This window comes from Amycolatopsis sp. NPDC039088 (genome assembly GCF_055598845.1).
In genome coordinates, this window is the sequence record NZ_JBVKAE010000038.1 from 1 (window position 1) to 13,800 (window position 13,800).

Annotated in this window: 9 protein-coding genes; 3 read left to right on the top strand and 6 right to left on the bottom strand. The window is 68.3% G+C overall.

Annotation, left to right across the window (positions count from 1 at the left end; translation table 11 throughout):
- Positions 1-375: 375 nt before the first annotated feature.
- From ACZ7KI_RS35210 to ACZ7KI_RS35220, 3 genes are all read right to left on the bottom strand, one after another.
- Positions 376-1,938: an amidase gene (locus ACZ7KI_RS35210; RefSeq protein WP_470277341.1), complete on the bottom strand. Its 1,563-nt coding sequence runs from the start codon at positions 1,936-1,938 to the stop codon at positions 376-378.
- A gap of 14 nt (positions 1,939-1,952) precedes the next feature.
- Positions 1,953-3,296, bottom strand: a complete 1,344-nt coding sequence (gene glnA, locus ACZ7KI_RS35215; protein WP_470277342.1) for a type I glutamate--ammonia ligase — start codon at positions 3,294-3,296, stop codon at positions 1,953-1,955.
- A 68-nt stretch (positions 3,297-3,364) separates the two neighbouring features.
- Positions 3,365-4,630: an MFS transporter gene (locus ACZ7KI_RS35220; protein WP_470277343.1), complete on the bottom strand. Its 1,266-nt coding sequence runs from the start codon at positions 4,628-4,630 to the stop codon at positions 3,365-3,367.
- Between the two features lie 89 nt (positions 4,631-4,719).
- Between ACZ7KI_RS35220 and ACZ7KI_RS35225 the strand changes: the two genes are divergently transcribed.
- Positions 4,720-5,400 carry an LppX_LprAFG lipoprotein gene (locus tag ACZ7KI_RS35225; RefSeq protein WP_470277344.1) on the top strand — a complete coding sequence of 227 codons (681 nt, stop codon included), beginning with the start codon at positions 4,720-4,722 and terminating at the stop codon, positions 5,398-5,400.
- 78 nt (positions 5,401-5,478) lie between these two features.
- Here the strand turns inward: ACZ7KI_RS35225 and ACZ7KI_RS35230 are convergent, their stop codons facing one another.
- Together ACZ7KI_RS35230 and ACZ7KI_RS35235 are read right to left on the bottom strand one after the other, a co-directional pair.
- The gene (locus tag ACZ7KI_RS35230) at positions 5,479-7,035 is read right to left on the bottom strand and encodes an alpha/beta hydrolase (protein WP_470277345.1); all 1,557 of its coding nucleotides are present in this window, start codon (positions 7,033-7,035) and stop codon (positions 5,479-5,481) included.
- Between the two features lie 52 nt (positions 7,036-7,087).
- A complete protein-coding gene (locus ACZ7KI_RS35235; RefSeq protein WP_470277403.1) occupies positions 7,088-8,659 on the bottom strand; it encodes an alpha/beta hydrolase in 1,572 nt (523 codons plus the stop codon).
- Positions 8,660-8,809: 150 nt separating this feature from the next.
- On the opposite strand from ACZ7KI_RS35235, the gene secA2 reads away from it, so the two are divergent.
- Positions 8,810-11,137 carry an accessory Sec system translocase SecA2 gene (secA2, locus tag ACZ7KI_RS35240; protein ID WP_470277346.1) on the top strand — a complete coding sequence of 776 codons (2,328 nt, stop codon included), beginning with the start codon at positions 8,810-8,812 and terminating at the stop codon, positions 11,135-11,137.
- A gap of 225 nt (positions 11,138-11,362) precedes the next feature.
- Entirely contained in the window at positions 11,363-13,120 is a 1,758-nt protein-coding gene (locus ACZ7KI_RS35245) for an NAD+ synthase (RefSeq protein WP_470277347.1), read from the top strand.
- Here the strand turns inward: ACZ7KI_RS35245 and ACZ7KI_RS35250 are convergent.
- Positions 13,091-13,717 (bottom strand): VOC family protein, encoded by a 627-nt coding sequence (locus ACZ7KI_RS35250; RefSeq protein WP_470277348.1) that lies wholly within the window; start codon positions 13,715-13,717, stop codon positions 13,091-13,093. The genes ACZ7KI_RS35245 and ACZ7KI_RS35250 overlap by 30 nt on opposite strands.
- Positions 13,718-13,800: the final 83 nt, after the last annotated feature.

The window sequence follows — 13,800 nt, forward strand, 5'->3', positions numbered from 1 at the left end:
ATTTTCATGCTCTCAAAGGAACCTCAAACGAGGTTCAAATACATAAGCTCTACTGGCTTAGTTCACTAGCACACTGTTGAGTTCTCAAGCAACACGCTTTGTTTCAAAGCGATATTCACAAGCTTTTGGTCGAGCATGCCGAATCCTACGGTCTTAGTCGTAGGGGGTCGGCGGCCGCTCGTGGGCCGACGCTGAACATTACCTGGTCCGGTTCGCGGTGTCAACCCGCTCGGCCCTGGTTCCTTGCCTCGGGGCTTTCGGCCCCGGCGGCCCGGTGTTCCTGGCGACGAAGAGAAGATTACATGCCCCGGAACCCCCTGAAAACAGGGGGGTCACTTAAGGACATCGCCGCAGGTCAGCCGGTGTGAAGCCGCCTCATCCGACGGTCTTCAGGTAGCGAGGCGGTTTGCGGGCGGGGGCGACGCGTTCGAAGTCGGCCGCGTAGGCGAGCACTCGGGCGTCGGTCCACCGCCCCGCCATGAACGAAACTCCGACCGGGAGTTCGCCGACGAAGCCGGCGGGCACGGTCACCGCCGGGTACCCCGCGACCGCGGCGGGGGTCGACGACGGGATCACGTCGTTGTCGCCGGTCTTGCAGTCGGTCTTCCAGGCGGGCGGGTTCGTGGGCGCGGCGATCGCGTCGAGGCGGTACTTCGCGAGGGTCTCGTCGATCGAGCGTTTCGCCAGGTCGGTCAGCTCGCGGCGCATGGCCAGGTGGGCGGGGTCGGACGGGCCGGGTGCGGCGAGCGCCTGTTCGAAGAGCTCTTGACCGGCGAAGCAGGTCTGCTCGAGCGGGTCCGACCGGTTGTAGGCGATGAGCGCGGCGAGATCGCGCGGCCCCTCCGGGCGCGTGGCCAGATAGCGGTCGATGTCCCGGTGGAACTCGGTGAGCAGCGCCGGGAACTCCAGTTCACCGAGTCGTGCCTGGTACGGCGGGGTCACTTCGACCACCTCGGCACCGGCCTTGACCAGTTCGTTTCGAGTTCGCGTCATCACGGCTTCGACGTCCGGACCGAGTACCGGCAGGCGCCAGAGGCCGATCCGCGAGCCCTTCAGCACGCCGGGCCGCAGGTGCGCGGCGTAGTCGGTCGGCTGGCTCGGCGGGTACGCGCCGGTGGCCGGGTCGCTCGGGTCACGCCCCTGCAGCGCGGACAGGGTCAGCGCGACGTCGACGACGTGCCGGGCCATCGGGCCGGCGGTGTCCTGTTCGGCGGAGATCGGCACCACGCCGGTGCGGCTGACCAGGCCGAGGCTCGGCTTGTGCCCCACGGTCGAGGTCATCCCGGCGGGACAGACGATCGAGCCGTCCGTCTCGCTGCCGATCGCGACCTGGGCCAGCGACGCGGCGACACCCGCGGCGGATCCGGCGGACGACCCACAAGGGTTGCGATCGAGCACGTACGGGTTGTTCGTCTGCCCGCCGACGCCGGACCACCCGGAAGTGGGTTTGGCGGCGCGGAAGTTCGCCCATTCGGACAGGTTCGCCTTGCCGAGGACCACCGCGCCCGCGTCACGCAGACGGCTGACCAGGGTTGCGTCCTTCGCGGGCTTGCTGCGCAGCGCGCGAGAGCCCGCGGTCGTCTGCATCGAGCGGGTGTCGACGTTGTCCTTCACCAGGACGGGGATGCCGTCCAGCGGCCCTCGGGTCTTGCCCGCGCGACGCCGGACGTCGCTCTCCGCGGCTTGCGCGATCGCGGCCGGATTGACCGCGATGACCGCGTTCACCTTCCGGTCGACCTTGCGGATGCGATCGAGGTACGCGGAGGTCAGGCCGACCGCGGTCAGCCGTCCGGCGGACATCCGCGTCTGGAGCGCGGGGATGTCGGCGGCATCGAGATCGAGTGATCCGCCGGTGGCGGACGCCGCGGGCGCGGCACTCGCCGCGATGGTCACGGCGACCAATGTCGTCAGGATTCCGGACATCGGTCGCCGCACCATCAGGTCTCCCTCGTCTAGAGAACCGGAAGCAGGGTCCGCAGCTCGTACGGGGTCACCGCGCTGCGGTAGTTATCCCATTCAACACGTTTGTTACGCAGGAAGAAGTCGTAAACGTGCTCTCCGAGCGCTTCGGGCAGAAGTTCCGATTTCTCCATTTCGGCCAGCGCCTCCCCGAGGTTCTGCGGGAGCTGGGCATATCCGGCCGCGCGGCGTTCGGCGTCGGACAGCTGCCAGATGTTGTCCTCGGCGGGAGGCGGCAGCTCATAGCCCTTCTCGATGCCCTTGAGGCCGGCGGCCAGGATGACCGAGTAAGCCAGATAGGGGTTACAAGCGGAGTCGAGCGTGCGGATCTCCACGCGTCGTGACGACGCCTTGCCCGGCGAGTACATCGGCACCCTGACCAGCGCGGAGCGGTTGGCCCGGCCCCACGAAACGGTCGTCGGGGCCTCACTGCCGCTGATCAGCCGTTTGTAGGAGTTCACCCACTGGTTCGTGACCGCCGAGATCTCCTTCGCGTGGTGCAGCAGCCCCGCCACGAAGGCTTTACCGGTCGCGGACAACTCGTAGGGGTCTTCCGCGTCGTAGAAGGCGTTGCGATCACCCTCGAACAGGCTGACGTGGGTGTGCATCCCCGAGCCCGGCTGGTCGGTGAACGGCTTCGGCATGAAGGTCGCCCGGACCCCCTGGGTGAGCGCGACCTCCTTGACGACGTAACGGAAGGTCATCACGTTGTCGGCCATGGTCAGCGCGTCGGCGTACCTGAGGTCGATCTCCTGCTGACCGGGCGCGCCCTCGTGATGGCTGAACTCGACCGAGATCCCCATCGCCTCGAGCGTCTCGATGGCGTGACGGCGGAAGTGCGTCGCGGTCGCGTGACTGGCCTGGTCGAAGTACCCGCCGTTGTCCGCGGGCTCGGGCTCGCTGCCGTCGTCCGTCAGGCTCGCGAGCAGGAAGAACTCGATTTCAGGGTGGACGTAGCAGGTGAAACCCGCTTCGGCCGCCTTCGAGAGCTGCCTGCGCAGGACGTGCCTGGGGTCCGCCCAGGACGGGGAGCCGTCCGGCATCGCGATGTCGCAGAACATGCGCGCCGAGTACGGGCCGCCGTCCGGGGTCTCCCAGGGCAGCACCTGGAAGGTGGCCGGGTCGGGCTTCGCGACCATGTCGGATTCGTAGACGCGCGCGAATCCTTCGATGGCCGATCCATCGAAGCCGATCCCCTCACTGAAGGCGCCCTCGAGCTCGGCGGGCGCTACGGCGACGGACTTGAGAAACCCCAGCACGTCGGTGAACCAGAGCCTGACGAAACGGATGTCGCGCTCTTCCAAGGTGCGGAGCACGAACTCCTGCTGGCGATCCATGGCCGCACCCTAACGAGAACGTGTTAACGACATGTTTCGCGACGCGCCGTTCGACCGGAAGTGATGGATCACGCCACGAGAACCGGTTCGGGTTTCGCGGCCTTCGTGATCGACAGCGAAGCGACCGAAGCGAGCACGGCGAGACCCGCGGCGATGTACCAAGCGAGCGCGTAGCTGCCGGAGGAGTCGCGGATCGCGCCCGCGCCGAACGCCGCGAGACCGGCGCCGAGCTGGTGACTGGCGAAGACCCAGCCGAAGACGATCGGGCCGGCGGCACCGAACTGGCGGACACAGAGCGCGACCGTGGGCGGGACCGTCGCCACCCAGTCGAGGCCGTAGAAGACGATGAACGCCCACATGCTCGGTTCGACCGATCCGCTCAGCAGTTGCGGAAGCAGCGCGAGCGAGACACCGCGAAGGGCGTAGTAGACGCCGAGGAGGATCCGCGGATCGACCCGGTCCGTGAGCCAGCCGGAGGCGATCGTGCCGGCGACGTCGAAAATCCCGACGAGGGCGAGCAGGCCGGCGGCGGTGGTCTGTGGCATGCCGTGGTCGTGCGCCGCGGGGACGAAATGGGTGCTGACCAGGCCGTTCGTCGTGGCGCCGCAAATCGCGAAACCGGCCGCGAGCAACCAGAACGTCCTCGTGCGTGCTGCCGTGCCGAGGACCGAAAGCGCTCGGCGGGCAGAACCACCCGTACGGACTGGCGGGGCGACTTCGCCGGGCTCCGCGCCGTAGGCGGTCGTACCGACATCGGACGGGTGATCGCGGACCACCAGGAGGACGACGGGGACGACGGCCAGTGCGGCGATGGCGATGACGAGCGAGGCCGTCCGCCAGCCCGCGTCGATGGCGAGGTTCGCCACGATCGGGAGGAAGATCAGCTGGCCGGTGGCGCCCGCCGCGGTGAGGACGCCGGTGACGACGCCGCGGCTGCGGACGAACCAGCGGGCGGCGACCGTCGCGGCGAAGCTCATCGCCATCGAGCCGGTGCCGACGCCGACCAGGACGCCCCAGCAGAGGATCAGTTGCCAGCTCGCGTTCATGAACACCGTGCCGCCGGCGCCGATCGCGACGACGAAGAGCGCCGTCGAGGCGACGCGTCGCATGCCGAAGCGCTCCATGAGAGCCGCCGCGAAAGGCGAGAAGAGGCCGTAGAGCACGAGGTTCACCGAGACGGCTGACGCGATCGTCGCGCGGGACCAGCCGAACTCGTTGTGGAGCGGGTCGATGAGCACGCCGGGGGCGGCACGGAAACCGGCGGCGGCGAGAAGGGCGACGAACGCGGCTGCGGCGACGAACCACGCTCGGTGGAGTCGGGTCTCAGGTTGCACGGGTACAGCGTCATCGGCGGCGACCCCCAGCGGAAGCGGCTGGAAGGACACTCTGCGAAAGATTCGGGCCAAGGCCATAGGCTCTGGCCATGCGCTGCCGTCACCTTGTCCCGGCGCTGCTGCTCACGATCGGGCTCCTCGGCGGCTGCGCGGGATCACCCCCGTTGCCTCCTGCCTCGGAATTCGTGAGCGCGGCGGCCGACTCCCTCGCCTCTTTGCGCAGCGTGCGATTCAAACTCGGGGTGAACGGCGTCGTGTCCGGGCTTCCGGTGCGCGGACTCGATGGCGAGATCAGCCTGGAGGGTGGCCGGGACGGAAGCGCGGTCGGTAACGCGGATCTGCAGGATGACTTCGAGCGGGTGAAAGTCAAGTACCGGCTGAACGGCTCGGAGATCACGCTCAGTGGTCCTGAGGTGGAGCGGGTGATCGCGGCTTCGGCGCCCTACACGCCGCGGGCGATGCTCGGGGCCGAAGGCGGGCTGCGGCGGCTGCTGACCGGGGCGACCGAGTTGCGGGGCGAGCGGTGGGAGCGGGTGCAGGACACCGACTCGCTCCGGATCGGCGCGAAGGTGCCTGCCGCGGTGATCGGCGGGATCGTGCCGGAGATCAAGGCGGACGTGTTCGTGAAGCTGTGGATTTCGAAGGACGAGCCGCGGCGGCTGGTGCGGGTTTGGGTGCAAGTGCCGCCGACGAAGCCGGAGGAGTTCGCGGTGATGCTGGAATTGGCGTTGACCAGGCATAACGCGGTGGTCGTCGGGGACGGGCGATAGCAAAGGTCCCTTGCTCTCCTGGCAGGCGAAAGACCAGGTCAGCGGGTGTGGCGATAGCAAAGGTCCCCTGCTCCCCCGCTAGGTGCAGCGGGTGCCGGGAGCGGGCAGTTCGCCGTCGATCAGGTACGCGAGGCCTGCCCCGTCGACGCACTCGTTGCCGTCGAGGAACACGGTGTGCTGCGCGCCCTCGAACGTGAGCAAAGCTCCCTTGAGGTCCCGGGCGAGGTTCACGCCGGACGCGTACGGGGTCGCCGGGTCGCCGGTGGTCGAGATGACCAACGGCCGCGGCAGGCCTTCGATGTCCGGCTTGTGGACCTCGGAGGTGGCGGGCGACGGCCAGACGGAACAGATGTCGAGTTCGCTCATGTCCGGAGTACCGCCGTCGAGGAACGGCGCGCCCTGGAGCATCCGCTCGTGAGCGCGGTCGATGACGCGACGGTCGGTGATCCGCGTGCTGTCGACGCAGCGGACCGCGAAATAGACGTCGAGGATGCCGGTGTACCGGCCGTCCGGCTCGCGGCCGTAGTAACTGTCGGCGAGCGCGACCAGGGTTTTGCCACTCCCCCGCTTCAGCTCGGCGAACCCGTCGTTGAGGAATTTCCACGCGTCCTGCGAGTACAGCGCGGCGCTGGTGCCGGTGATGGCGTCCTCGAACGAGAGACGGCGATTCCCGGCCGGGACCGGTTTGGTGATCAACGGTTTGACCAGGTTTTGGAACGCCTTCGTCACGCCGCCGGCGTCACGGCCGAGCGCGCAATCAGCGCGGGCGGCGCACCATTTGCCGAACGCGGTGAACGTGTTCTGGAAGCCGGCCATCTGCGTGACCAGCGATTCGGCGGTGTCGAGTTCGGGATCGACCGCGCCGTCGAGGAGCAGCGCCCGTACCTTCTCCGGGTACGCCTCGGCATACGCGGTCCCGATCTGCGTGCCGTACGAAAAGCCCAGGTAGGTGAGTTTTTCGTCGCCGAGGGCCGAGCGCAGGACGTCGAGGTCCCGGACGACGTCCCTGGTCCCGATGTTGGCGAGCATCTCTTCGCCGTGCTTCGTGCGCTCAATGCACTTCGCCACGTACGCCTTAACGTCGGCGAGTTGCTTCGCGATCCCGCTGGGGGTCGTGTCGCTTTCCGAATCTTCAGCCCGGTCTGCGTCGCGTTCGGTGTCGGTGAGGCAGACGAGCTTCGGCTCGCTGGTCCCGACGCCACGCGGGTCGAAACCCACGATGTCGAACCGCGCGGCCAGGGGCGCCGCGGGACGGGACTTCGCGATGCGCGCCGCCGCTGAGACACCCGAACCGCCAGGCCCGCCGGGGTTGATCACGAGCGAACCGATCCGCTGATCGGCCTTCTTGGTCTTGTGCCGGAGGACGCCGATCGCGATCGTCTCGCCGCCCGGCTTCAGGTAGTCGAGTGGCACGGTGAGCTTCGCGCAGTCGAACGCCTTGTCCGAGAACCCCGTACACGGACCCCAAGCCAGCTTCTGCCCTGTGAACTTTTCGAGTGCCTTCGGATCCGGAGTCGGCGACGCCGAAGTCGTCGAGGCAGGCGGAGCTGCCGACGGCGCGGGCTGCGGCTGCTGCGTCGTGCACGAAGCGACCAGCACGACGACGAGCACGGCCGGGACACGGCGAAGGCTCATCTCGCGATCTTCGCAGCGTCCCGGCCCTTCGCAGGCTTTCGCGCCGAACTCGTTACTCGGCCGTACAGCGCGTGCCCTCGTCCGGCACGACACCGTCGACCAGGTATTTGATGCCGATCCGGTCGACGCACGCGACGCCCTGGAGGAACACCGTGTGCTGGTTGCCCTCAAACGTCAGCAAAGCTCCCTTGATCGCTTTCGCCAGGTTCACGCCCGCCTGGTAGGGCGTCGCCGGGTCGTTGGTCGTCGAGATGACCAGCGTCTTCGGCAGGCCCTCGACATTGGGCAGATGCGGCTCCGAGGTGTTCGGCACCGGCCAGAAGGCGCAGGCGTCACGCGCGGAACCGTCCGGCTTGCCGTCGTCGAGGAACGGCGCCGCCTGCGCGTACCGCTTCTGCGCGTCGAGAAGTTTCGCGGGATCGGTGACCCGCGGGTCGTCGACGCACCGGATCGCGACGAAAGCGTCCTGCGTCGTCCCGTAGCGTCCGTCGGCGCCGCGATCGTTGTAGAGGTCGGCCAGTTTTTCCAGCCCGTCGCCGCGCTGGCGCCTCAGTTCGTTGAGCGCGGTGTTGAGCGTTTCCCAGAGATCTTCCTGGTAGAGGGCCTGTATCACGCCGGTGGTCGCGTCCTCGTACGACAGTTTCCGGCCGTCGCTGACGGGGACCGGGAAGTCGATCAGCGGCCGCACCAGGTCCTGGAACGCCTTCGTGGTGCCCGCGGCGTCGCGCCCGAGCGCGCAGTCCTCCCGCGCCGCGCACCAGCTGGAGAACTCTTCGAACGCCTTGCCGAAGCCCTGCCCCTGCGCGACCAGCGACTCCACCGCGTCCTGCTCGGGGTCGACGGCTCCGTCGAGCACCAGCGCGCGGACGTTCGTCGGGAAGGCCTCCGCGTAGGCGGATCCGATCCGCGTTCCGTAGGAGTAGCCGAGGTAGTTCAGTTTCCGGTCGCCGAGCACCGAACGCAGGATGTCCATGTCCTTGACGACGTCACGGGTGCCGACGTTCGCGAGCATCGCGGGGCCGTGTTCGGTCCGCTGGGTGCACCTGGCCGCGAAGTCCTGGGACTCGGCTTCCTGCTTTTTCACCCCGTCGGGTGAGCCATCGGTTTCGCTGTCGTCCGCCCGGTCCGCGTCGCGTTCGGCGTCGGTCAGACAGCGGATCTGCGGCTGGCTCGCTCCGATGCCACGCGGGTCGAAACCGACCATGTCGAAGCGTTTGCCCAGTTCGTTCGTCGCCGTTCGGGAGGCGAGACCGGCCGCGGCCGTCATGCCTGACGCGCCTGGACCACCGGGGTTGACCAGGAGCGCCCCAATCCTTTCGTCGGTTTTCAGCGCTTTCCGGCGCAGCAGCCCGAGCGTGATCGAGTCGCCTTCAGGCTTCGCGTAGTCGAGCGGGACCGTCAGCCGCGCGCATTGCGCGTCCTTCACTCGAAACGCCGCTTTTGCGTCATCGGATGTCGCGTAGGGTGCACAGTCGGCCCAGGTCAGACTCTGTCCGTAGAACTTCTCGAGTCCTGCGGGCACCGGTCCGGACGGAGCGTGCGACTCGGTAACCGGAGGTGGCGGCTGAGTTCTGCCCTCTCCCGACGAGCACGCGGTGAAAGTGACCGCGAGCAGGCCGGACAGCGAGATCGCGGCGAATCGGCGGGCACGGGACCTGGCGCTGACATGAGTGGACACGGTTGGATCGTGCCATCGGCCGTGGAACTCGGCCGCACCACCACTGCGTTGGTGATACGGGTGCGGACGGCAGAAGAAACAGACGGGAGCACAGGGGTGGCAGCACTGATCAGCCGGGTGGGCAAAAAGCTGCGCCGGATCATCCAGCGGCCGGGCAGCGTCGAGCTGACCCGCTACGAAGCGCTGCTGCCGGCCATCGAGAAGCTCGAGCCCGAGTTGGAGAACCTCTCCGACGAGGAGCTGACAGAGCGGGCCGGCAAGGTCCGGGAAGCCTCGTCCTTCGGCGACGAACAGCTGATCGAGGTGTGCGCGCTCGGCCGTGAAGCCGCGCGGCGCGCGCTCGGCGAGCGCGCCTTCGACGTGCAGCTGATCGGCACGATGGGCCTGCTCAGCGGGCATATCGTGCAGATGGAGACCGGTGAGGGCAAGACGTTGGCGGGCGCGCTGGCGGGGGCGGGGTACGCCCTGCGCGGCAAGCACGTCCACGTCGTCACGGTGAACGACTACCTCGCCCGACGTGACGCGGAGTGGATGGGCCCGATCTACGACCTGCTCGGTGTCTCCGTCGGGTGGATCGAACCGGCTCACTCCCGCGACGAGCGCCGCGAGGCGTACGCGAAGGAAGTCACGTACGGCGCTGTCAGCGAGATCGGCTTCGACGTACTGCGCGACCGGCTGGTGACTCGCGAAGAGGACCTGGTCCAGCGCGCTCCCGAGGTGGCGATCGTCGACGAGGCGGACTCCGTGCTGGTCGACGAGGCTCGCGTGCCGCTGGTGATGGCGGGGTCGATCGACCACACCGACGCCGACGAAGAGGTCGCGAACATCGTCCGGCGGCTGCGGCTCGGTCTGCACTACGAGACCGACGCCGACGGCCGCAACGCCTGGCTGACCAAGGCGGGCGCGTCGGTGGTCGAGAAGGCCCTCGGCGACGACATCAACCTCTACGACGAGACCGGCTCGGACCGGCTGCCCGCGGTCAACGTGGCGCTGCATGCGCACGCCCTGCTCACCCGCGATGTGGACTACCTCGTGCGCGACGGCAAGGTGCAGCTGATCAACGCCGCCCGTGGCCGTGTCGCCGAACTGCAGCGCTGGCCGGACGGCCTCCAGGCGGCGGTCGAGGCGAAGGAACAGGTCAAGGCGACCGACCGGGGCGAGATCCTCGACTCGATCACCGTGCAGGCCCTGCTCGCGCGCTATCCCGAGGTCGCGGGCATGACCGGTACCGCGGTCGCGGTCGCCGAGCAGCTGCGCGAGTTCTACAAGCTCGAGGTCGCGGTCATCCCGCCGAACACGCCGAACATCCGCGAAGACCAGGAGGACCGGATCTTCGGATCGCCGTCGCAGAAGCTGCGCGCGATCGAGGAGGAGATCCGGCGCGTGCACGAGAGCGGGCGGCCGATCCTCGTCGGCACCCAGGACGTCGCCGAATCCGAGGAGCTGGCCGAGAAGCTGGCGAAGGCCGACCTCGAATGCGTCGTGCTCAACGCGCGCAACGACGCCGAGGAAGCCGAGATCATCGCCGACGCCGGCAAGAAGGGCGCGGTCACCGTTTCGACCCAGATGGCCGGTCGTGGTACCGACATCCGGCTCGGCGGCAAGGACGGCGAAGGCCGCGACGAGGTCGTCGAACTGGGTGGCCTGCACGTGATCGGCACCGCCCGCTACCCGTCGAGCAGGCTGGACGGCCAGCTGCGCGGCCGGTCCGGGCGGCAGGGCGACCCGGGCAGCGCGGTGTTCTTCGCCAGCCTGAACGACGAACTCGTGCTGTCGAACGCGCCGGACATCCCCGAGGGCATCAGCTCGGACGTGGGCAGCGGCGAGATCACCGACCCGGCGGCGCTGCGGCAGATCAACCACGCGCAGCGCGTCGCCGAGGGCGTCGACCTGGAGATCCACCGGAACACCTGGCGCTACACGCGGCTGATCGAGCGGCAGCGTGGCGAGCTGCTCGAGCACCGGGACAAGGTGCTGCGGACGGCGCACGCGGCGGAGGTGCTGGAGAAAGCGCACCCGGAGAAGTTCAAGGAGCTGTCGGAGGCCGTCGACGACGAAGATCGCGTCGAACAGCTGTGCCGGGAGGTGCTGCTGTTCCACATCGACCAGCTGTGGTCGGACCACCTGGCGTTCCTGACCGACGTGCGGGAGAGCATCCACCTGCGGGCGCTGGCACGGGAGACGCCGATCGACGAGTTCCACCGCGCGGCGATCCCCGAGTTCCACAAGATCATCCCGGAGGCGGCGACGCGGGCGGCGAAAACGCTCGAGGAAGCCGAGATCACCGAGAACGGGATCGACCTCGGCGACGCGGGTGTGCGGCGGGCGAACACGACGTGGACCTACCTGGTGCACGACAACCCGTTCGACTCCGACTTCGAGCAGACCATCAAGAAGGTGCGGAGCATGATCAAGCGGAAGTAGCGCTCGGTCCTGTCGCGATAGCGGGGGACCTTTGCTATCACTCTCTTCCGGAGAGCGACAGCAAAGGTCCCCCGCTCTCTTTTCGCACGAATTCCCAGGTCAGCGGCCTGGCGACAGCAAAGGTCCCTTGCTCCCCTCCTGAGCACGGCCCGGCGAGCCAGACCCGGGTGGGCGATTCGGCACATCCACTCGTCCCCGCGGCCGCCGGTGGGTGAGAATGTCGGCATGCCGCAACTGCGCATCGCACTGGCCCAGGTCAACACCACCGTCGGAGACCTCGAAGGCAACGCCGGGCTCACCGTCGAGTGGACTCGCAAGGCCGCCGAAGCAGGCGCCCACCTCGTGGTCTTCCCGGAGATGTCCCTCACCGGCTATCCCGTGGAAGACCTCGCCCTGCGCCCGGCCTTCGCCTCCGCCTCGAAGCAGATGGTCGAAGAGCTCGCCCGCCGCCTCGACGAGGCCGGCTGCGGCGAGGTACTCACCTACATCGGCTATCTCGATCTCGACGAGACCGGCCCGCGCGACGCGGCGGCCGCGCTGTACCGCGGCGAAGTGGTCGCCCGTCAGTTCAAGCACCACCTGCCCAACTACGGCGTCTTCGACGAGCACCGCTGGTTCAAGCCGGGCCATGACCTCGAGATCGTCCGCTTCCACGGGGTCGACGTCGGCATGGTGATCTGCGAAGACGTCTGGCAGGACGGTGGCCCGATCTCCGCGCTGGGCAAGGCCGGGGTGGACCTCGTGGTCGCGCCCAACGCCTCGCCTTACGAGCGCGCGAAGGACGACATCCGACTGCCGCTGATCGCCCGCCGCGCGGCCGAGGCCGGGGCGCCGCTGGTGTACACGAACCAGATCGGCGGTCAGGACGACCTCGTCTTCGACGGCGACTCGATCGTCGTCGGCGCGGACGGCCGGTTGCTGGCGCGCGCGCCGCAGTTCGTCGAGCACCTGCTCGTCGTCGACACCGAACTGGCCGCGGACGGGCACACCGCCGAGGGCAAGTTCGAGGGGCTGCGGGTCAAGCGCCGCGTGCTCAGCGAGGACCCGGTTCCCGCCTACAGCCCGCGCACCGAGTCGGCGATCAGTGAACCGCTGTCGGACGAAGCCGAGGTGTGGCACGCGCTCGTCGTCGGCCTGCGCGACTACGTGCACAAGAACGGCTTCTCGTCGGTGACGTTCGGGTTCTCCGGCGGCATCGACTCGGCGGTGGTGGCGGCGCTGGCCGCCGACGCTCTCGGCGGCGACAACGTGTACGGCGTTTCGATGCCTTCGGAGTACTCCTCGTCGCACTCGAAGGACGACGCCGCGGATCTCGCCCGCCGCATCGGCGCGCACTACCGCGTTGAGCCGATCGCCGACATGGTCAAGGTCTACGTCGAGCAGCTTCAGCTGACCGGCCTCGCCGAAGAGAACATCCAGGCCCGTGTCCGCGGCATGCTGCTGATGGCACTGTCCAATCAGGACGGTCACCTGGTGCTCGCCACGGGCAACAAGACCGAACTCGCCGTCGGCTACTCGACCATCTACGGTGACGCCGTCGGGGCCTTCGCGCCGATCAAAGACCTGTTCAAGACGCACGTCTGGCATCTGGCCAAATGGCGCAACGCGGAAGCCGAAAAGAACGGCGAGACCCCGCCCATCCCCGAGAACTCGATCACCAAGCCGCCGTCGGCGGAGCTGCGGCCCGGGCAGCTGGACAGCGACTCGCTGCCCGACTACCTGATGCTCGACGACATCCTCGACGACTACATCGAGGGCGACCGCGGCTACGTCGACCTGGTCGACGCCGGATTCGAACCGGAGACCATCGACCGGGTGGTGCGCATGGTCGACAAGGCCGAATACAAGCGCCGCCAGTACCCGCCGGGCACCAAGATCACGTTCAAGGCGTTCGGCCGGGACCGGCGGCTGCCGATGACCAACGGCTGGCGCGAGGGCCAGGTCGTGATCAAGTCAGCTCAGCGCGACCTGCTTCCCCGCTGAATTCGCCAGCACGGCCACCAGGCCGGGCCGGGCGTCACGCCGGACGAGCATGTCCATCCCGAGTGCCCGCACCGCGGTCTCCACCGCGGCGGGCTCGGGGTGGACACCGGTGACCAAGAGCAGCGGGATCGACGGGAGTCCCCGCGTCGTCGGATGCGGGGTGTTCCCCCAGTCGATGAGGAAGGGCGCGAGCCCGTCGAGGCCGCCGACACCGGTGAGGCGCCAGGTCAGCAGTTCACCGTCGTCGGTGACTCGCGACATCTCGAACGCCTCGCCCGGGTCGTAACCGCGCTCGCGGGCCTCGGCGATCGCGTCGTCGATACCCCGCACTCGCGCCGCCCAGGTGACCAGGGCGGGCTCGGTCAGCTCGTCGATGCCGAACGGCCGCGGTCCGATGTGCTCGGGTTGATCCGGATCGGGCCCGACCACCTCGAGGTAGGCACCGGCACCGAGGTCGGCCAGATAGTTGGCCGTGCCGAGTCCGACATGCCTGCCACCGCGTGTGGGCGTGACACCGGTCAGATCGGCTACGCGCGCGACGGCCTCTTCGAGATTCGGCCCGGCGTAGACGAGGTGATCAAGCACGAGGTCGTTCATGCTCCTACTCCTACCGCAGCCGCCGCCTCGGCGGCAGCGCGGCGTCTCGTTGCCGCTGAAACGCAGTAAAGCCGAAACTGTCG

Coding starts and splice junctions, on each gene's coding strand:
- ACZ7KI_RS35210 (WP_470277341.1), bottom strand. CDS start 1,938: ATGGTGCGGCGACCGATGTCCGGAATCCTGACGACATTGGTCGCCGTG.
- glnA (WP_470277342.1), bottom strand. CDS start 3,296: ATGGATCGCCAGCAGGAGTTCGTGCTCCGCACCTTGGAAGAGCGCGAC.
- ACZ7KI_RS35225 (WP_470277344.1), top strand. CDS start 4,720: ATGCGCTGCCGTCACCTTGTCCCGGCGCTGCTGCTCACGATCGGGCTC.
- ACZ7KI_RS35230 (WP_470277345.1), bottom strand. CDS start 7,035: ATGAGCCTTCGCCGTGTCCCGGCCGTGCTCGTCGTCGTGCTGGTCGCT.
- ACZ7KI_RS35245 (WP_470277347.1), top strand. CDS start 11,363: ATGCCGCAACTGCGCATCGCACTGGCCCAGGTCAACACCACCGTCGGA.
- ACZ7KI_RS35250 (WP_470277348.1), bottom strand. CDS start 13,717: ATGAACGACCTCGTGCTTGATCACCTCGTCTACGCCGGGCCGAATCTC.